Source organism: Streptomyces poonensis (assembly GCF_014650915.1).
Classification (GTDB): domain Bacteria; phylum Actinomycetota; class Actinomycetes; order Streptomycetales; family Streptomycetaceae; genus Streptomyces; species Streptomyces poonensis.
The window spans coordinates 101,232-120,530 of record NZ_BMVW01000010.1 but is presented as its reverse complement, the minus strand read 5'-3'; the positions used below and the strand labels follow the sequence as shown (position 1 = coordinate 120,530).

Annotated in this window: 17 protein-coding genes; 8 read left to right on the top strand and 9 right to left on the bottom strand. The window is 71.7% G+C overall.

What is annotated here, in order from left to right:
* Window positions 1-76 precede the first annotated feature (76 nt).
* Complete coding sequence (locus IE242_RS23420) at window positions 77-2,434, bottom strand: immune inhibitor A domain-containing protein (protein ID WP_189862392.1); 2,358 nt, start codon at window positions 2,432-2,434, stop codon at window positions 77-79.
* A gap of 449 nt (window positions 2,435-2,883) precedes the next feature.
* Here IE242_RS23420 and IE242_RS23415 point away from each other — a divergent pair, with 449 nt between their 5' ends.
* The gene (locus IE242_RS23415; RefSeq protein ID WP_189862385.1) at window positions 2,884-3,171 is read left to right on the top strand and encodes a hypothetical protein; all 288 of its coding nucleotides are present in this window, start codon (window positions 2,884-2,886) and stop codon (window positions 3,169-3,171) included.
* Here IE242_RS23415 and IE242_RS23410 read toward each other — a convergent pair.
* The 3 genes from IE242_RS23410 to IE242_RS23400 form a co-directional block, all read right to left on the bottom strand.
* Window positions 3,158-3,883, bottom strand: a complete 726-nt coding sequence (locus tag IE242_RS23410; RefSeq protein ID WP_189862383.1) for an RDD family protein — start codon at window positions 3,881-3,883, stop codon at window positions 3,158-3,160. The two genes, IE242_RS23415 and IE242_RS23410, sit on opposite strands and share 14 nt — an antisense overlap.
* A gap of 98 nt (window positions 3,884-3,981) precedes the next feature.
* Entirely contained in the window at window positions 3,982-5,460 is a 1,479-nt protein-coding gene (locus tag IE242_RS23405; RefSeq protein ID WP_189862381.1) for an RDD family protein, read from the bottom strand.
* A gap of 124 nt (window positions 5,461-5,584) precedes the next feature.
* Window positions 5,585-6,991 (bottom strand): FAD-binding oxidoreductase, encoded by a 1,407-nt coding sequence (locus IE242_RS23400; RefSeq protein WP_189862379.1) that lies wholly within the window; start codon window positions 6,989-6,991, stop codon window positions 5,585-5,587.
* 91 nt (window positions 6,992-7,082) lie between these two features.
* Here IE242_RS23400 and IE242_RS23395 point away from each other — a divergent pair, with 91 nt between their 5' ends.
* Window positions 7,083-8,474 carry a tetratricopeptide repeat protein gene (locus tag IE242_RS23395; protein ID WP_189862377.1) on the top strand — a complete coding sequence of 464 codons (1,392 nt, stop codon included), beginning with the start codon at window positions 7,083-7,085 and terminating at the stop codon, window positions 8,472-8,474.
* Between the two features lie 91 nt (window positions 8,475-8,565).
* On the opposite strand, the gene hppD is transcribed toward IE242_RS23395, so the two are convergent.
* A complete protein-coding gene (hppD, locus tag IE242_RS23390; protein ID WP_189862375.1) occupies window positions 8,566-9,711 on the bottom strand; it encodes a 4-hydroxyphenylpyruvate dioxygenase in 1,146 nt (381 codons plus the stop codon).
* Between the two features lie 127 nt (window positions 9,712-9,838).
* Between hppD and IE242_RS23385 the strand changes: the two genes are divergently transcribed.
* From IE242_RS23385 to IE242_RS23365, 5 genes are all read left to right on the top strand, one after another.
* Window positions 9,839-10,324 (top strand): Lrp/AsnC family transcriptional regulator, encoded by a 486-nt coding sequence (locus IE242_RS23385; RefSeq protein WP_189862656.1) that lies wholly within the window; start codon window positions 9,839-9,841, stop codon window positions 10,322-10,324.
* A gap of 66 nt (window positions 10,325-10,390) precedes the next feature.
* Window positions 10,391-11,038: an ABC transporter permease gene (locus tag IE242_RS23380; RefSeq protein ID WP_189862373.1), complete on the top strand. Its 648-nt coding sequence runs from the start codon at window positions 10,391-10,393 to the stop codon at window positions 11,036-11,038.
* 88 nt (window positions 11,039-11,126) lie between these two features.
* A complete protein-coding gene (locus tag IE242_RS23375) occupies window positions 11,127-12,344 on the top strand; it encodes a betaine/proline/choline family ABC transporter ATP-binding protein (RefSeq protein ID WP_189862654.1) in 1,218 nt (405 codons plus the stop codon).
* A complete protein-coding gene (locus IE242_RS23370) occupies window positions 12,341-13,186 on the top strand; it encodes an ABC transporter permease (RefSeq protein ID WP_189862371.1) in 846 nt (281 codons plus the stop codon). The genes IE242_RS23375 and IE242_RS23370 overlap by 4 nt, the downstream gene beginning before the upstream one ends.
* Window positions 13,183-14,163, top strand: coding sequence for a glycine betaine ABC transporter substrate-binding protein (locus IE242_RS23365; RefSeq protein WP_229859334.1), 981 nt, complete (start codon window positions 13,183-13,185; stop codon window positions 14,161-14,163). Before IE242_RS23370 ends, IE242_RS23365 begins: the two co-directional genes overlap by 4 nt.
* A gap of 22 nt (window positions 14,164-14,185) precedes the next feature.
* Here the strand turns inward: IE242_RS23365 and IE242_RS23360 are convergent, their stop codons facing one another.
* Both IE242_RS23360 and IE242_RS23355 read right to left on the bottom strand, forming a co-directional pair.
* Window positions 14,186-14,986, bottom strand: coding sequence for a S16 family serine protease (locus tag IE242_RS23360; protein ID WP_189862369.1), 801 nt, complete (start codon window positions 14,984-14,986; stop codon window positions 14,186-14,188).
* A 101-nt stretch (window positions 14,987-15,087) separates the two neighbouring features.
* Window positions 15,088-15,564: a MarR family winged helix-turn-helix transcriptional regulator gene (locus tag IE242_RS23355; RefSeq protein WP_189862367.1), complete on the bottom strand. Its 477-nt coding sequence runs from the start codon at window positions 15,562-15,564 to the stop codon at window positions 15,088-15,090.
* A 57-nt stretch (window positions 15,565-15,621) separates the two neighbouring features.
* Here IE242_RS23355 and IE242_RS23350 point away from each other — a divergent pair, with 57 nt between their 5' ends.
* The gene (locus IE242_RS23350) at window positions 15,622-16,452 is read left to right on the top strand and encodes an alpha/beta fold hydrolase (protein WP_229859333.1); all 831 of its coding nucleotides are present in this window, start codon (window positions 15,622-15,624) and stop codon (window positions 16,450-16,452) included.
* A 34-nt stretch (window positions 16,453-16,486) separates the two neighbouring features.
* Here IE242_RS23350 and IE242_RS23345 read toward each other — a convergent pair whose 3' ends face one another.
* Together IE242_RS23345 and IE242_RS23340 are read right to left on the bottom strand one after the other, a co-directional pair.
* Window positions 16,487-17,131: an IclR family transcriptional regulator gene (locus tag IE242_RS23345; RefSeq protein ID WP_189862363.1), complete on the bottom strand. Its 645-nt coding sequence runs from the start codon at window positions 17,129-17,131 to the stop codon at window positions 16,487-16,489.
* Between the two features lie 362 nt (window positions 17,132-17,493).
* Entirely contained in the window at window positions 17,494-19,299 is a 1,806-nt protein-coding gene (locus IE242_RS23340) for a DEAD/DEAH box helicase (RefSeq protein ID WP_189862361.1), read from the bottom strand.

Sequence of the window (19,299 nt, the reverse complement as noted above, 5' to 3'; positions counted from 1 at the left end):
GACGCACCTAAGCACGATCGGCCGCGACCCGCCAAGGGGTCACGGCCGATACGCGTCTGACCTGCGGAGACGCGGTCTACTTCACCGCGGGTCCGACCTGGACCGAGATCGTGGAGCCGTCCTTGGCCTCCTTGACGATCCGGATCTTGGTGTTGGTGTCAGTGATCTTGACTCCGGCGGTCTTGTTGGACTCGTCGTAGTACGTGTTGCGGTGGTCGTCGAACGTCGACACGCCCGCCTTCGACGGGATCCGCGTCGCGACGCCCGCCTTGTGCAGCGTGATGCCGTCCGTGCGGTAGAGGCTGAACGGCGAGTCGTACGCCTGGACGCGGTTGCGCATCAGGGTGCCGTCGTTCCAGCGCAGGGCCTCCGGGTGGGCGTCCACCGGCAGCAGCAGTCCGGTACCCGGGTGCACGCTGGTGTTGTTGTCCTGCTGCGAGGTGTCCCACTTCCAGATCAGCAGGCCGTTCTGGTACGGGTAGTGCTCCACCCAGTCCGGACGCGTGGTCGACCAGCCGAAGTTGTACGGGCCGGTCTTCAGGACCTTGTCGTACGACACGTACTGACGGTTCTCGGCGATGTAGTACTGCGCGTAGTCGTCCGTGATGGACGCGCCGACGCGGGAGAAGCCCTTCGCCGTCCAGGCCGCGTCCGCGCTCTCCGCGTCGTCCGCGAAGACGGCGGAGCCGTCCGCGGTGACGGTGACGGAGTCGGCCGCGAAGCCCTTCTGCGCGACCCCGCCGTCCGTCTGGTAGCGGAAGCGCAGGTCGATCTTCTTGCCCGCGTACGCGTCGAGCGGGTACACGAGCTTCTTGTACGTGCCCGACGTGCCGTCCAGCGCCGGCTTGTCGCTGCCGTCACGGCTGATGGCCGCGCCGTCCGCGGTGCCGTCCAGGGCCGTCCAGTTGGCGCCGCCGTCGGTCGACACCTCGGTGTAGAGGTAGTCGTAGCCCGCCTCGATGTCCCACCAGCCGTCGAGGCTCAGGGCGGCGGAGGACTTGCCCGTGAGGTCCACGGAACGGGTCAGCGTGTTGGACAGGTCGTCGCCGCTGCCGCTCCACCACTGGGACGCGCCCTGGGCGGGCTCCACGACCTCGGTGGTGACCTCCTTCTCCGGCAGCTCGACCACCAGGGCCTGGGCGTCCTTGGTGTTGTACTCGGCGACGCCCAGCTTGTGGTCCGACTTGGTCGCGGCCTTGGCCGTCTCGTAGTCGAGCCAGCCCAGCTGGAGCTTGTCCCAGGCGGTCATGTCGCCCGGCAGGTCGCCGATCTCGCCCTCGCCCCGGCCGAGCCAGGAGCCGGAGGACATCAGGGTCCAGAAGCCGGTGGAGTTCTCGCCGCCGTTGGTGTCGTAGTGGTCCGGCAGACCGAGGTCGTGGCCGTACTCGTGGGCGAAGACGCCGAGTCCGCCGTTCTCCGGCTGGATGGTGTAGTCGCCGACCCAGATGCCGGTGTCGCCGACCTGGGTGCCGCCGAGCTTGTTGAAGCCGGGACCGGTGGCGCCGGCGTCGGTGCCGAACGCGTACCAGCGGTGGGCCCAGATGGCGTCCTCGCCCTGGGCGCCGCCGCCCGCGGACTCGTCCTCGCCGGCGTGCACGATCTGGAAGTGGTCGACGTAGCCGTCGGACTCGTTGAAGTCGCCGTCGCCGTCGTAGTCGTAGCGGTCCCACTGGTCGTACTGGGCCAGGTCCGCCTTGATGTCGGCGTCGGACTTGCCGGCCGCCTTCTGGTCGGCGACCCAGGCGGTCAGGCCGTCGCTGACCAGGTTCCAGACGCTGGAGCAGGTGGTGTCGCCACAGGCGTTGTTGCCGTAACGGGCCTCGTTGAAGGGGACCTTGACCCAGTCGCTGACCTCGCCCTCGACCGAGTAGCGGCCCGAGGACTGCTTCTCGTAGTACTTCTTCATCGACTCGACGTTCTTGCCGGTGCCGAAGTACAGGTCCTCGTAGTGCTCGCGGTCGTAGTCCGCCTGCCAGGCCGTGCTGTTGTCCTGCTTCGGGTCCGGCTGGGCTATCTCGTTGTGCAGCGGGCCGGCCGTGCCGCCGTAACGGCTGTCGACCTGGTCGCCGAACTCGACGAGGATCGTGAAGATCTTGTCGGTCTTCTCGCGGCCGAGCTCGACGTACTTGCTCTTGCCCTTCTCGCCCTTGCCCTTCAGCTGCACGACCTGCGAGCCGTCGCGCTTCTTCACCGCGGCGTCGCCGGATATGACCTGCTTCAGGGCCTCCTCGCGCTGGGCCTCCTGCGTCTTGCTCAGCGGCCCTTCGAGGTCGTGCTCGACGTGCTGGTGCGCCGCCGGGTCCTGCCGGTCCACCGCGGCCGGCGCCGTGCCTTCGTCGGCCTGCGCCACCGTGAAGGTCGAGAACGTGGCGGCGGTCGCCGCGAACGCGACGCCGATCGCTGCTGCCCTGAACATCCAGGGTCTACTGGTCACTTGAGGTCCTCCCCCGCGCCCGGCCGCGCGGAACGGGGGTCCTTGTGGAGGGAGTCCGCGCGCGGTATACGCGTGTAGTCAAGTGACGACATTCGACCGGACTTTCGAGATAAAAAACAGCCCTTGACTTGAGCAGGACAATTCACTATACGGAGCGGCAGTCCGCTATACGGACGTTCCCCCCTGTTTCGAACCGGCGCACGCTCCCGTCCAGCGGGTGGTCACGATGACTCCGTGCGCTCCCCTTGCACCGTCACCGTGAGGCAGGTCGCGCTTACCTCTGGTTCCCCTCGGGCACGCTGGCGAATAGAGTCGATTGGCAGAACTACCGGATGTCGGCATATTGCCAAGCCGACACCGTTGCCACACCTTTGATTCGTATCCGCCCGTATCCGCCCCCTCCCCACTGAGAGAGGCACGGGGAGATTCCCCCCGAGGACACGATTGCCATGCCTCGTCCGACGGCCGCACAGCTCGCCTACGGCTCCTGCACCGTGATTCTGTCCACCCTAGCCATGCTGCTGCTGTCCCAGACGAGTTCGGGCGCCGCGATCGTCGTGATAGCCGTCTCGGCGCTCGCGCTGGGCCTGCTCGTCGCCATGACCGTGCCCCAGCCGCGGACGCAGCGGAAACAGTCGCCGACGGTATCGGCGTCGGATGCGGGGCAGGAACAGCCCGCCCCGGCCCGGCGCGAGAAGGCGTCGGTGGCCGCGCCCCGGGCGGTCAACCGGTACTGACCACCACGGTACGGGCCGCCTTGTCGTGGAGGCCCTGCCGATAGGGCTTGTCGAAGAAGCTCCAGCCGCCCGCGATCACCGTCCAGAAGCAGGCGCAGCAGAAGGCGAACGGGATCCACAGCACGGCCGCGCGGAGCAGCGCGGTCTGCACGGAGGGCGTGGAGCCGTCGCCGAGGTTGGCCGTGCGGAGTTTCATCAGCCGCTTGCCGGGCGTCTGCCCGTTGCGGGCCGTGAAGAAGGTGTCGTACGCGAGGTAGAGGACGGCCGCGAGGATCTCGTGCCCGATGTTCCGGCCGTAGTCCACGTCGTCCGCGACGTCCGCGCCGATGCCGTAGACCGTGCTGCCGAAGATCGCCCAGCCCACCAGCACCACCACGATCCCGACGACGACCATGTCGATGACGCGGGCGAGCACCCGCTTGCCGGGGTCGGCGAGCGGCGGCATCCCGGCGAGCGGATCGCTCCCGTACGGGTCACCGCCGTACGGGCCGCCACCGTACGGACCACCGGGCCCACCGGGATACGCGCCGCCGGGCGCGTCCCCTCCGTACGGGCCGCCCGCGTACGGACCGCCGCCGGACTGCCCGTGCGGCGGCGGCGTGGACGGCGTGTCGTACGGGGAGCCGCCGCCCTCGGCGGGTGGGGGCTGCTTCCGTAGCGGATCGTCGTCCGGGAACTGACCGGACCCGGAGGGCGGCGGTTCGGTGCTCATGGCCCGAGTCGACCGCGATCCCTCCGGCTCCGCATCCGGCGCGAGGCCGTCCGGGGTACGGGCTTCCGTACGCTCCGTGCGCCCCCGGCGTACGCGTCCTACTGCTGCCCGGCTACGAACGTGTGCGCCGCCTTGTCGTGCCAGCACTGGCGCCAGGGCCGGTCGAACAGGCACCACAGGACGCCGACGACGCCGATGCCGAGCACGCCCGGCACGCTGTAGACCAGCCAGCGGCGCAGGGCGAGGGCGAAGGTCGGCGGCTCGTACCCCTCGATGTCGCGGACCTCCAGGCGCAGCAGCTTCTTGCCGAGCGTACGGCCCCACTTGGCGGTGGGCAGCGCCTCGTAGAGGGCGCCGAAGACGAGCAGTACGGCGAGCACGATGCCGAGGTAGACCGAGGTCGTGCCGTCGAGCAGCCAGACGGTCACCTGCTCGCCGGAGAGCTTGGCCGCGTCGATCTTGCCGCTGATGTGGTCGACGGCCTTGGCGCCGAGCGGCACGGCGGCCACGGCGGTGACGGCGCCGACGACGAGGGTGTCCAGCAGCCGGGCGGCCAGCCGCTTGCCGAGGCCCGCGGGCCGGGCGGCGGCCTGGTTCAGGACGGCGGCCGCGAACGGGTCCTGGGCCACCGGCTTCCACGGCGCGACGGGCTGGCTGCTGTTGTCGGCGGCGAGCTGGTGCACCTGCTGGGCCCAGGAGTGCTGACCGCCGCCGGGCCCGGAGGTCAGCGGCGTGGCGGGGCCGGCGGACTGCGGGGGAACGGGGGCGGGCTGCTGGGCGGGGGCCTGCTGGGCGGGCGCGGCCTGGGCCGCCGGAGCCGCGGTCTGCTGGGGCGCCTGCTGCTGCGGTACTTGCTGAGGTACCTGCTGCGGTCCGGCAGGCGCCGCGGAGGCCGCCGCGCTCGGGGTGCCCGGGTTGCCGCCCTGCTTCCGCGCGCCCGGGACGGGCCGCATCGTCATGGTGCTGTCGTGGCGGGCCGCGTTCGCGCCCTCGGGGGCCTGGGGGCGCGGGCCGGCCGCCGGGCGGCGGAGCACGGCGGTGCCCTCCTGGGCCTCCGCGCCCTGCGCGGGCGGAACGGCCGCCGTGCCGTGGGCGCCCGCCGTACGGGCGGCCTCCGCGTCGCCCTCCGGCCCGGCTGCGGCGGGGCCCGCGGCGGGCATCCGCGGGTCGGTGCCCTGGGGCGCGCCCCAGGAGACCCGGCGGTCCTGGTCGGCGCCGAGGCCGGTCTGGCGGGTGGGGTCCGCGCCCCAGGCGGACGCGGGCTCGGGTCTGCTGCCGTGCTGCTCCTGTGCCGCCTGTGCCGGGGCCGAGGCCGGGGCCTGCTCGCCGGGGCCTGCGGCGGAGGGCCGGGGGTCCTCGTCGAAGAAGTGCGGACCGGTCTCCTCCACCGGGGCCGGTTCCGCGGGCCGTGCGCCGGGCGGCGGGGAGAGCGATTCGCCGTCGGCGGGCGCCGGACGGCTCGTGCCCGGCACCCAGGAGGCGCCGTTCCAGTACCGGACATATCCAGGAATGGACGGGTCCGGGTAGTACCCTTCGCGGGGCCTGTCGTCGCCGGGGGCCGGAGTTGGGGCGCTCATGTCCGTCGTCCCGTATCTGCTCGGAGGTTGGTAGAGGTCACCACATCTACCAGACCGGCGCAGGAGTCACGTCGGCTCCCACCGGACCCGCCCCTTTTGATGAGACCTGTTGCACGCATTCGAATCAGAAGAGCTTGCCCGGGTTGAGGATGCCCAGCGGGTCGAAGACCGCCTTGACCGCCCGCTGCATCTCCATGCCGACCGGGCCGAGTTCCCGGGCCATCCACTCCTTCTTGAGGATGCCCACACCGTGCTCGCCGGTGATCGTGCCGCCGAGCTCCAGGCCCAGGCCCATGATCTCGTCGAAGGACTCGCGGGCGCGCCGGGACTCGTCGGGGTCGGCGGCGTCGAAACAGACGGTGGGGTGGGTGTTGCCGTCGCCGGCGTGGGCGCAGACGCCGATGGTGAGGCCGTACTTCGCGGCGATGCGCTCGACCCCCGCCAGCATCGCGCCCAGCTTCGAGCGGGGCACGCACACGTCGTCGATCATCGTCGTGCCCTTGACCGCCTCCAGCGCGGTGAGCGACAGGCGCCGCGCCTGGAGGAGGAGTTCGGACTCGGCCGCGTCCTCCGCCGGGACGACCTGGGTGGCGCCCGCGGCCTCGCACAGCGCGCCCACCGCGGCGAGGTCGGCGGCCGGGTCGGGGGTGTCGAAGGCGGCGAGCAGCAGTGCCTCGGTGGACTCGGGCAGCCCCATGCGGGCGAGGTCGTTGACGGCCTTGACGGTCGTACGGTCCATCAGTTCGAGGAGGGACGGCACGTGCCCGCCCTCCATGATCCGGCAGATGGCGTCGCAGGCGGCATCCGTGGAGGCGAACTCGGCGGCGAGGACGAGCTGCTGCGGAGGCTGGGGCCGCAGACCCAGGACGGCGCGGACGACAATGCCGAGCGAGCCCTCGGAGCCGACGAAGAGGCGGGTGAGGTCGTACCCGGCGACCCCCTTGGCCGTGCGGCGGCCGGTGGACATGAGCCGTCCGTCGGCGAGGACCACGTCCAGGCCGAGCACGTACTCGGCCGTCACCCCGTACTTGACGCAGCACAGCCCGCCGGAGGCCGTGCCGATGTTGCCGCCGATGGTGCACATCTCCCAGCTGGAGGGGTCCGGCGGGTAGTAGAGGCCGTGTTCGTTCACCGCGCGGGAGAGGGCGGCGTTGATGACGCCCGGTTCGACGACGGCGACGCGGTCGACCGGGTTGATCTCCAGGATGCGGTCCATCTTGACGAGCGAGAGCACGATGCAGCCGTCGGTGGCGTTGGCCCCGCCGGACAGGCCGGTGCGGGCGCCCTGCGGGACGACGGGGACGCGCAGCTCGGTGGCGGTGCGCAGCACGTGCTGGACCTGTTCGACGGTGCGGGGCAGGACGACGACGGCCGGGGCGCCCGCGTCGCAGAAGCTCGCCATGTCGTTCGCGTACGAGGCCGTGACGTCCGGGTCGGTGAGGACCGCCTCGGCGGGGAGGGCGCTCAGGAGTCGGTCGAGGAGGTTGCCGGTGGTTTCGTCGCGGGGCGCTTCGATACGGCTCATGATCAAAGAGTCGCACCGGGCGGCCATCGGTGTGAATACGTCGGCGGGGGCCTTTCGGTGCCGATGTGTGATCACCGCGTGGACGCACAGTGAGCTCATGCGAAGCGAAGCACGGCCATCCGGACGGATGGGACGGCGGGCGCTGATCGGCGCGGTGGCCGGGTGCGCCGTCGCGGGCGGGGCGCTGACGCTGCTGCCGGACGGGGACCGGAAGGCGGCCGGGCCCGCCGCAGGGCCCGAGGCGCGGGCCCGGGCCGCGGCCGCCGGCGGGATGCCGGCCGCGCTGCCCGATCTGGCCGCGCTGATCGCCGACCTCGAACCGTATCTGCGGGACCGGCCCAGTGACGGGCGGTCGTGGGCGGTGCTCGGCGCGGCGTACGCGGAGCGGGGCCGCCGTACGGGCGGGCTCGCGGACTATCCGCGGGCCGAACAGGCCCTGCGCACCTCGCTGCGGGTCCGCCCGCGCGCCAACGCCGAGGCGTGTGGCGGGATGGCCGCGCTGGCGGTCGCGCGCCGTGACTTCCGGGCGGCGCGCCGGTGGGCCGAGGAGGCCGTGCGCCTGGCACCGCGGCAGTGGACGGCGTACCCGCCGCTGATCGACGCCTGCGACGGCCTCGGCGACCACCGGGCCGCCCGCAGGGCCGTGGACCGGCTGCTCGGCCTGCGGACCGGATCCGCGGCGGCGCTGTCCGCGGCCCGCGTGTACGGGGACCGGCGCCGGTACGAGGACGCGGCGGCGGCGCTCTCGGACGCGGCCGCTCGCGCGGAGCACCCGGCCGAGCGGGCCGTCCACCTCCTCCTGGCGGGCGAGCTGGCGTGGGAGCGGGGCGAGCGGGCGCGGGCGCTGCGCTGCTGCACGGCCGCGCTGGACGCCGATCCCGGCGCGCACGCCGCTCTCGCCGCGCGGGCCCGCGCACTGGCGGCGCTGGGCCGCGCCGGGGACGCGGCGCGGGCGTACCGGGCGGCCCTGCGGCGGTACGCGGCGCCCCGGTACGCCGTGGAACTGGGCGAGCTGTACGAGTCGCGGGGGCGCCGGGACGCGGCCGCGGAGCAGTACCGGGCGGCCCGTGCGTCGGTGGCGCGGGAGGCGGCGGCCGGGGTGAACGGCGCGCTGCTCCTCGGCCTGCTGGAGGCGGACCACGGCGACCCGGAGCGGGCGGTCCGCCGGCTGCGTGCCGAGTGGGGACGGCAGCCGGGCCTCGCGGTGGCCGACGCGCTGGGCTGGGCGCTGCACCGGGCCGGCCGCGACGAGGAGGCGCTGACGTACGCGACGCGGGCGACCGACCGGACGCGCGGGGGCGAGGTGCGCGGCGCGCCGTACCTCTTCCACCGGGGCGCGATCGAGGACGCGCTGGGGCTGGACGGTCCGGCCCGCCGCCATCTCACCGAGGCCCTGCGCGTGAATCCGTACTTCTCGCCGCTGCACGTGCCTCAGGCGCGCGCGGTGCTGGCCCGGCTGGGCGAGCCGGCGGAGGAAGGGCCTGCGTGACGGCAGAGGGGCGTGTCTGTCGGCAGGAGAGCCTGTGTAGGCGCGCGGCCCCACGGCTGTCAGGTTCCGTGGGGTCGCGCGCCGGCCAGGGCTACAGGTTGCCCCGCTTGGCCTGTTCCCTCTCGATCGCCTCGAACAGCGCCTTGAAGTTGCCCTTGCCGAATCCCATCGAACCGTGCCGCTCGATGATCTCGAAGAAGACGGTCGGGCGGTCCTGGACCGGTTTGGTGAAGATCTGGAGGAGATAGCCGTCCTCGTCCCGGTCCGCGAGGATCTTCAGCTCGCGCAGGGTGTCGACCGGCACCCGGGTCTCGCCGACCCACTCCCCCAGCGTGTCGTAGTACGAGTCGGGCGTGTCCAGGAACTGGACACCGGCCGCCCGCATCGTACGGACGGTCCGCACGATGTCGTTGGTGTTGAGGGCGATGTGCTGGACGCCCGCGCCGCCGTAGAACTCCAGGTACTCGTCTATCTGGGACTTCTTCTTGGCGACGGCGGGCTCGTTGATCGGGAACTTGACCTTGAGCGTGCCGTCGGCGACGACCTTCGACATCAGCGCGCTGTACTCGGTGGCGATGTCGTCGCCCACGAACTCCTTCATGTTCGTGAAGCCCATGACCTTGTTGTAGAACCCGACCCACTCGTTCATGCGGCCGAGCTCGACGTTGCCGACGCAGTGGTCGACGGCCTGGAAGGTGCGGTGGGCGGGCGGCTCGACGATCGGGTCGGCGGCCACGTAGCCCGGCAGGTAGGGGCCGTCGTAGCCGGTGCGCTCGACGAGGGTGTGCCGGGTCTTGCCGTAGGTGGCGATCGCGGCCAGGACGACCGTGCCGTGCTCGTCCTTCAGCTCGTACGGCTCGGTGACCGGGCGGGCGCCGTGCTCGACCGCGTAGGCGAAGGCGGCCCGTGCGTCCGGGACCTCGATGGCGAGGTCGACGACGCCGTCGCCGTGCTCGGCCACGTGGTCCGCGAGGAAGCGGCCCCAGTCGCCGGCGGGCTTGATGACGGAGGTGAACACGAAACGTGCGGAGCCGTTCTCCAGCACGTACGAGGCGGTCTCGCGGCTGCCGTTCTCCGGTCCGGAGTAGGCCACGAGCCGCATGCCGAAGGCGGTGGAGTAGTAGTGGGCGGCTTGCTTGGCGTTGCCCACGGCGAAGACGACCGCGTCCATTCCCTTGACCGGGAAGGGATCTTCCTGCCGTGCGGTGCCGGGGGTCTGGTGTGTGGTCTGCGTCATATGCCCAGCCTCCGCCCCGCCTCACAAGGTGCGCAATAGTTCGCGTTTTCACTGGGCAACCTGTCCGGTGAAAGGCCCGTCGCAGCGGGCTTTCTGTACAGGATGACCACTCATGAGGGAGGCCACCGTGGGGATCGACCGTCTGGACGGGCGGATCATCGTGCTGCTGGCCCGGGAGCCGCGCATCGGGGTGCTGGAGATGTCCCGGAGGCTGGGGGTGGCCCGGGGCACGGTGCAGGCCCGGCTCGACCGGCTTCAGTCGAATGGCGTCGTCCGCGGATTCGGCCCGCAGGTCGATCCGGCGGCCCTCGGCTACCCGGTCACGGCGTTCGCGACGCTGGAGATCCGGCAGGGCCAAGGCCGCGACGTACGGGCGCACTTGGCGACCGTGCCGGAGGTGCTGGAGCTGCACACGACGACCGGCACCGGGGACATGCTGTGCCGGCTGGTGGCCCGGTCGAACGCGGATCTCCAGCGGGTGATCGACCGGGTCGTCGGCTTTGATGGCATCGTCCGGGCCGCCACGGCGATCGTCATGGAGAACCCCGTTCCGCTGCGGATCATCCCGTTGGTGGAGCAGGCGGCGCAGGACTCGGAGAAGACGCAGACGTAGCCGAGAGACCCGGACGCAGCCGAGAAACGCAGACGTGATCGGCCGGCCCGCACCGGAGGTGACCGCGTGAACTTCTGGGAGTACCTGGGCACCCGCCACGAGCAGCTGCTCATGGACGCGTACCAACACGCCAGCGCGGTCTTCCAGTGCATGGTGCTGGCGACCGTGATCGGGGTGCTGATCGGTGTCGCCGCCTACCGCAGCGGCTGGGCGTCGGGCCTCGCCACGACCGGTACGGCGACCATCCTCACCATTCCGTCCCTCGCCATGATCGGTCTGCTGATCCCGGTGGTGGGCCTGGGCGTGCCGCCGACCGTCGTCGCGCTCACCCTGTACGGGCTGCTGCCGATCGTGCGGAACTGCATCGTGGGCCTGCGCGGGGTGGACCCCTCGCTGGTGGACGCGGCGAAGGGCATCGGGATGTCACGGCTCGCCCGGCTGGTGCGGGTGGAGCTGCCGCTGGCCTGGCCGCCGATCCTCACCGGGATCCGGATCTCCACGCAGATGCTGATGGGCATCGCCGCCATCGCCGCGTACGCCTCCGGGCCCGGCCTCGGCAACGAGATCTTCCGCGGCCTGGGCTCGCTCGGCAGCAGCAACGCGCTCAACCAAGTGCTCGCCGGCACGCTCGGGATCATCGTGCTGGCGCTGCTGTTCGACGCCGCGTACGTGCTGATCGGGCGGCTGACCATTCCGAGGGGGATCCGTGTCTGACACGTCCTTGCCCGTCGCGCAGGGCTCCCCCGGATCCTTCGGGTCGTCCGGATCGTCCGAGGGGACGGCCTACCCCACCGGGGCCACCATCGAGCTGGAGAACCTCACCAAGCGGTATCCGGGGAGCGCGCAGCCGTCCGTCGACTGCGTGAACATGGAGATCCGGGCCGGTGAGACGGTGATCTTCGTCGGTCCGTCCGGCTGCGGGAAGTCCACCACCCTCAAGATGATCAACCGGCTGATCGAGCCGACGAGCGGCCGCATCCGCATCAACGGCGAGGACGTCACCGACATGGACCCGGTGCGGCTGCGCCGGAAGATCGGGTACGCCATCCAGTCGTCCGGGCTGTTCCCGCACATGACGGTCGCCCAGAACATCGCCCAGGTGCCGAAGATGCTCGGCTGGCAGAAGGCCCGTATGAAAAACCGGGTGGAGGAGATGCTGGACCTGGTCGGGCTGGACCCGGGAGAGTTCCACGGCCGCTATCCGCGTCAGCTCTCCGGCGGCCAGCAGCAGCGCGTGGGCGTGGCCCGGGCGCTCGCCGCCGATCCGCCGGTGCTGCTGATGGACGAGCCGTTCGGCGCGGTGGACCCGATCACCCGCGACCACCTCCAGGACGAGCTGATCCGGCTCCAGCGCGAGCTGCACAAGACGATCGTGTTCGTCACCCACGACTTCGACGAGGCGATCAAGCTGGGCGACCGGATCGCCGTCCTGCGGGAGCGCTCGCACATCGCGCAGTTCGACACCCCGGAGGCGATCCTCACCAACCCGGCGGACGACTTCGTGTCGGGCTTCGTGGGCGCGGGCGCCGCGCTGAAGCGGCTCAACCTCACCCGGGTCGGGGAGGTCGAGATCACCGACTATCCGACGGTGACCGTGGACGACCCGCTGCAGGACATCTTCAACGCGCTCCGTGGCAGCGGCTACAACGAGATCCTGCTGCTCGACAAGCGCGGACGCCCCTACAAGTGGCTCCGGCGCGGCGACCTCATGCGTGCCCGCGGGTCGCTCGCGCGCGCGGGCACGCTGGTCGTCGACACCGTGACCCGCGACGCCACGCTGCACGACGCGCTGGAGGCCGTGCTCACCGACGCCACGGGACGTGTCGCGGTGACCGGGCGGCGCGGCGAGTACACGGGCGTCGTCGACATGGAGACGCTGATGAACTCCGTGCACGAACTGCTGGAGGCCGACCGCCTCGACGCGCTGGAGCACCAGCACGACCTGGAGGAGGCACGGGCCCACCAGACGCACGAGGAGCAGGAGGGCACGACGGGCGGGAGCGGGGAGGCGAGGGCGTGAGCACCCCCAAAGCCCGGGACGTCGCACGGGAGGAGACCGAGGGCGAGGAAGCGGAGGCCCTGGACGCGGAGGAGGTCCCGGCCGGCCCGTCCCGGACCCGTCCGCCCCGGGTGAGCTGGCAGCAGCTGACCTTCCTGCCCGCACTGCTGGTGGCCCTGCTGCTCGTCACCTGGCTCTGGTTCCAGCAGGCCGAACTGGACGAGATCTCCAGCAACGCGCTGTCGGGCGGCAAGGTGGCCAAGGCGCTGGTCCAGCACATCGAACTGACCGTGATCTCCACCGTCTTCGTGCTGATCATCGCCATTCCGCTGGGCGTGCTGCTCACCCGCCCGGCCTTCCGCCGGGCCACCCCGGTGGCGATGGCGTTCGCCAACATGGGTCAGGCCGCCCCCGCGATCGGCCTGCTGTCGCTGCTCGTGATCTGGCTCGGCACGGGCCGGCTGGCCGCCCTGATCGGCATCATCGCGTACGCGGTGCTGCCGGTCCTCTCGAACACCATCGCCGGGCTGAAGGCCAACGACCCGACCCTGCTGGAGGCCGCCCGCGGCATCGGCATGTCCCCGTTCGGCGTGCTGACCCGGGTGGAACTCCCCCTGGCCGTCCCGCTGATCCTCGCGGGCGTCCGCACGGCACTCGTCCTCAACGTGGGCACGGCGACACTGGCCACCTTCGGCGGGGGCGGCGGCCTCGGCACACTGATCACCACCGGCATCACCAACCAGCGCATGCCCGTGCTGCTGCTCGGCTCGATCCTCACGGTCGCCCTCGCGCTGCTGGTGGACTGGCTGGCCTCGCTGGCCGAGGTGCTGCTGCGGCCGCGAGGTCTGGAGGTGGGCCCGTGAGGCGGAGGTGTGCGCTACTGGCCACCGCGTCGGCGGTGGTGGCGCTGGCGGCCGGGGGCGGCTGCGGGCTGCGGAGCGGCTCCCCGATGACGGACGACGTACGCCCGGGGACCGTCGGACGGGGCGAGCCCCTGGAGGGTGCCGATCTGACGGTGACGTCGAAGGCGTTCACCGAGAGCCTGGTCCTGGGCGCCATCATGGGCATCGCGTTCGAGGCGGCGGGCGCGGAGGTGCTCGACCGTACGGGCATCCAGGGGTCGATCGGCGCGCGGGAGGCCGTACGGACCGGGGACGCGGACGCCATGTACGAGTACACGGGCACGGCCTGGATCACGTACCTGGGCCACAGCGAGCCCATCACCGACCCGCGCCGGCAGTGGGAGGCGGTGCGCGACGCGGACACGAAGGAGGGCCTGGCCTGGCTCGCGCCCGCCGCGCTGAACAACACGTACGCGCTCGCCATGAACCGGTCCAACTTCGAGAAGTACGGCACGCGGACGCTCTCGGACGTGACCGCGCTCGCGAAGTCGGACCCCGGTGCCGTGACCCTGTGCGTGGAGGCCGAGTTCGCCAACCGCGCGGACGGACTGCCGGGTGTGCGGAAGACGTACGGGCTGGACCTGCCCGCCGGGAACGTCACGCAGATGGACGCCGGGATCGTCTACACCCAGGCGTCGAAGGGCAGTTGCACCTACGGGGAGGTCTACACGACGGACGGGCGCATCACCTCGATGGACCTGGTGGTGATGGAGGACGACAAGAAGTTCTTCCCCAACTACAACGCGGCGCCCATGGTCAACTCCGAGACGTACGAGCGGCACCCGGAGATCGCCGAAGTCCTGGCGCCCATCACGAAGAAGCTCGACAACGACGTGGCGCGGAAGCTGAACGCCAAGGTGGATGTGGACGGTGAGGATCCGCACCAGGTGGCGCTGGACTGGCTGGTGGAGGAGGGGTTCGTGGTCGAGGAGGACTAGCGGTGGTCGCCGCGGGGTCCGGTCAGCAGCTCGGTACCGAGCCCTTGCCCTTCTCCAGCGCCACCAGCGCGCTGACAGCGCCCTTCAGGGACGTCACCGGGATCAGGCGCATGCCCTCCGGAAGCTCGGACTGCGCGTCGGAGCACTCCGCCTTCGGCACCAGGAAGACGGTGGCGCCGTCGCGGTGGGCGGCCTGCGTCTTGAGGGCCACCCCGCCGACCGGGCCGACCTTCCCGGAGGCGTCGATCGTCCCCGTACCGGCGATGACGCGGCCGCCCGTGAGGTCGCCGCCGCTGCCGTCGCCGTCCAGCTTGTCGACGATGCCGAGCGAGAAGAGGAGGCCGGCGCTGGGACCGCCGATGTCGCCCGCCTCGAGGCCGACCTCGATGTCCTCGCCGTCCTTGCCCAGGTACGACAGCGCCGCCTGCGACGCCGTCTCCTGGGACTCCTTCATCTCCGCCTTGTTGTGCTTCTCGATCTCCTGGACGTCGCCGCCGCTCGGATAGACCGCGTCGCGCGGCATCACCGCCCGGTCCGTACGGAACCAGCCGTCGATCACGTCGCCGAGCTTCAGGCTCACGGCCGGGCCGGTCGCCACGATCGTCGTCATCCGCAGCTGACCGCTCGTCTCACGGGTCTTCGCGCCGCTGATCGTGATCACCGGGTCGCCCTTGCTCTCCCCGAGGACGTCCACCGTCCTGCCGGGCTGCGCCAGGGAGAACGGCAGCGGCGCGAACGCGGCCGCGGCGAGCAGGGCCACGACCGGCAGGGCGCAGACGGCGACGGCCTTGCGGCGGGGAAGCCGGGAGAGACGAGAGAGCACGGGATCAATCTAACGCGAGGGTGCCGGGGGCCACCCGGCGGCCGGTGGGTCCGGTCGGCGGTCAGCGGCTGGTGGGGGCGGTCAGCGGTTGGTGGGTCCGGTCAGTTCACGTCCACGTCCTCGAAAACCTCGAGCATCCGGGTCAGGACCCGTACACAGGTGTCCACGTCGGCGTCGGTCAGATCACCGCCGACCTCTCTGAGCAGCGCGCTCTCACGGGCGATCACCGTGTCGATGGCCGTGCGGCCGGCGTCGGTCAGCCGGATCAGGGAGGACCGCCGGTGCGCGGGGTTGGGGACGGCCTCCACCAGGCCGTGGGCCGTCGCGTCGTTCACCATCCGCTGCACGAACTGCCGGCTGATGGCCTGGGCGCGGCCCATCTGCGGGACGGTCATCGGCCCGTGGGCGCGCAGGAGGTCCAGTACGGCTCGTACGCCGGTGGAGAGGCCCTCGACCGGCTCGTTGAGCTCCACCTTGCGGCTCACGCGCCGGTACAGGGGGCCCAGTACGGAGAACACCTCGTACAGGCGGGGGGCGAGGTCGTCGGGCGGGAGGGGCTTGTCGGGGTCGCGGCTCACCGGGACAGCATGACACCTTGGTTGCCAAACCGCACGTTGAGTGACACCTTAGTTGTCATGACTGAGACCTACTCTCACTCCTTGATGCACACGTTCGCCTCCGACGACGGCCCCCTCGCCTACCGCGACACCGGCGAAGGCCCCCCGCTCGTACTGCTGCACAGCGGCTTCGTGGACCACCGCGTATGGGACGCGCAGATCCCCGTACTGGCCCGGGACTTCCGGGTGATCGCGCCGGACGCGCGCGGGCACGGCAGGTCCGCCAACGCGAGCGGGCCGTTCCGGGCGGCGGACGACCTCGCCGCACTGCTGCGCCACCTCGGCACCGGTCCCGCGGTGCTCGTCGGCGTGTCGATGGGCGCCGGCACAGCGGTCGACACCGCGCTGGAGCACCCCGGCCTCGTGCGCGCGCTCGCCGTCAGCGGCGCGGGGACCAGCGAGCCGGAGTACACGGACCCCTGGACGCTGGAGCTCGCCGCCGGCTACGGCCGTGCCTTGGCAGCCGGTGACATCGAGGGCTGGCTCGACCTGTTCGCGCGGTCCATAACCGGCCCCCACCGGACGCTCGACGACATCGACCCCGACGTCGTACGGCGCGTACGGGAGATGGCGCGCGGCACCATCACCAAGCACGCCCCCGGCGAAACCGACTGGACCGTCCCCGTGACCGACACCTGGGCGCGGGCCGCGGGCATCACGGCGCCGGTGCTGGCGATCCACGGCGGCCTCGACGCGCCGGACCTGATCGGCTTGGCCGACCGGCTCGCCGCCACGGTGGCGGGTGAGAGCCGTACGGTGACGATGGCGGACGCCGGCCACTACCCGCAGATGGAGCGGCCGGACGTCTTCAACAAGCTGCTGCTGGAGTGGCTGGCCTCACTCGGATGACCGGCACCCGGGTGACCGGCCGTGCAGAGGAGGCTCAGCGCAGCGCCTCGGCCACTTCCCGCGCCGCGTCGACCACGCGGGGGCCCACCCGCTCCGGTACCGCGTCCGCCAGCATGACCACGCCGACGCTGCCCTCGACGCCGCTCACTCCCAGCAGCGGGGCGGCAGCGCCGCACGCGCCCGCTTCCAGCTCGCCGTGTGTGAGCGTGTAGCCGGGGTGGTCGGCGACCGGGCGCCGCCGGGCCGCGAGGATGGCGCGGCCCGCGGCACCCCGGTCCAGGGAGTGCCGGAAGCCGGGGCGGTAGGCCACGTGGTAGTCGGTCCAGGTCGGCTCGACGACCGCGACGGCCAGCGCGTCGGCGCCGTCGACGAGGGTGAGGTGGGCGGTCGCGCCGATGTCCTCGGCGAGCGACCGCAGCGCCGGCAGCGCCGCCTCGCGGACGAGGGGGTGCACCTGGCGGCCCAGGCGCAGGACACCGAGTCCGACGCGGGCGCGGCCGCCCAGGTCACGGCGGACGAGGGCGTGCTGCTCCAGGGTCGCGAGCAATCGATAGACAACGGTCCGGTTCACGCCGAGCCTGTTGGAGAGCTCGGTGACGGTCAGCCCGTGGTCCGTGTCGGCGAGCAGTTTGAGGACGCGCAGTCCCCGGTCGAGGGTCTGGGAGGTCTCCGCGGTCACGACGCCCACTCCTTCTTGGTGAGGGCGGCGGCCCCCTCCGCGGCGGATGCGTCGCCGGTCCCGTCGGCGACGCGCTTCAGAGGCCGCCGGTCGGCTGATCCCGGAGCTGCTGGTGCTCCGGGCGGAGTCGCTTCACGGCTGCGCTCCGCGGCGGCGCTGCCACGGGGCGTATGCGTGTGGGGACAGTAGCGAGCCGGTCCGCTGAGCGGAAGCCTCCGTCCAGAATCCGGTACGTCACCGGCACCAACTACCGCTGTTTGCCCCGGTATACGGCGGCCGTTTCACAGGAAGCGGGAAGCCGACGGACCGGACGGCGACGGTGGGGCGAGGACGGGGGCGCACCCGGGACCGGGGCGCGCCCCTCACCGCATCCGGGTGGCCCACTCCTGCACCTTGGCGATCCGCTGGCGCAGCTGCCCCGCGGTGGCCTCCGCGCTCGGCGGTCCGCCGCACAGCCGGCGCACCTCGTTGTGGATGACGCCGTGCGGCTTGCCCGACTGGTGGGAGTACGCGCTGACCATGGTGTTGAGCTTCTTGCGCAGCTCCAGCAGTTCCTTGTGGGTGACGACGGGCCGCCGTTCGGCCGGCAGCTCCACCAGGTCGGCCTCGTGGTCGGGCTTCTTCTTGCTGTGGGCGATCTGCCGGGCCTGCCGCTTCTGCAGCAGCATCTGCACCTGGTCGGGCTCCAGCAGCCCCGGAATCCCGAGGTAGTCCTGCTCCTCCTCGCTGCCCGGGTGGGCCTGCATGCCGAACTCGGCGCCGTTGTACATCACCCGGTCGAAGACGGCGTCGGACTCGAGGGCCTCGAAGGGCAGCATGTCCTGCTCCCCGGTGTCCTCGTCCTTCTGCTGCTCGGCCTCCTTGAGGAGCTTGTCCTCCTCGGCGTACGGATCCTCCTCGCCGCCCTTCTTGGGCTTGTCGAGGACGTGATCGCGCTCGCGCTCCATCTCGTTGGCGAAGGAGAGGAGATCGGGCACGGTCGGCAGAAAGACGGACGCGGTCTCGCCCCGCCGCCGGGACCGTACGAAACGGCCGACGGCCTGCGCGAAGAACAGCGGCGTGGAGATGGTGGTGGCATACACCCCGACCGCGAGCCGCGGCACGTCGACACCCTCGGACACCATGCGGACGGCGACCATCCACCGGTCGTCGTTGTTGCTGAACTCGTCGATGCGGTTGGACGCACCGGCGTCGTCGGACAGGACGAGGGTCGCCTTCTGCCCGGTGATCTCCCGGATGAGCTTGGCGTAGGCGCGGGCCGAATCCTGATCGGAGGCGATCACGAGCGCGCCCGCGTCCGGGATGGCCTTCCGCACCTCGGTCAGCCGCTGGTCGGCGGCGCGCAGCACGCTGGGCATCCACTCGCCGCGCGGGTCGAGGGCGGTCCGCCAGGCCTGGCTGATGGCGTCCTTGGTCATCGGCTCGCCGAGCCGGGCCTCGATCTCGTCGCCCGCCTTGGTGCGCCAGCGCATGTTGCCGCTGTAGGACAGGAAGATCACGGGCCGGACGACGTTGTCGGCGAGGGCGGACCCGTATCCGTACGTGTAGTCGGCGGCGGACCGCCGGATCCCGTCGGACCCCTCCTCGTACGTCACGAAGGGGATGGGGTTGGTGTCGGACCGGAAGGGCGTACCGGTGAGGGCGAGCCGCCGGGTGGCGGGCTCGAAGGCTTCGAGACAGGCCTCACCCCACGACTTCGAGTCACCGGCGTGGTGGATCTCGTCGAGGATCACCAGGGTCTTGCGCTGCTCCACGCGGTTGCGGTGCAGCATGGGCCGCACGCCGACGCCCGCGTACGTCACGGCGACACCGTGGTACTCCTTGCCGAGCGGCCCCGCGCTGTACTCGGGGTCCAGCTTGATCCCGACCCGCGCGGCGGCCTCCGCCCACTGCTTCTTCAGGTGCTCGGTCGGCGCGACGACGGTCACCTGCTGCACGACGTGGTGGTGCAGCAGCCAGGACGCCAGCGTCAGCGCGAAGGTCGTCTTGCCGGCGCCGGGCGTGGCGACGGCGAGGAAGTCACGCGGCTGCTGCTGGATGTACCTCTCCATGGCCCCCTGCTGCCAGGCGCGCAGCTTGCTGGCGGTACCCCAGGGGGCACGGCCCGGGAAGGCGGGCGACAGGTGGTGGGAGGAGGAGTGCGAGGCGGTGGCGGCGGTGGTAGTCAC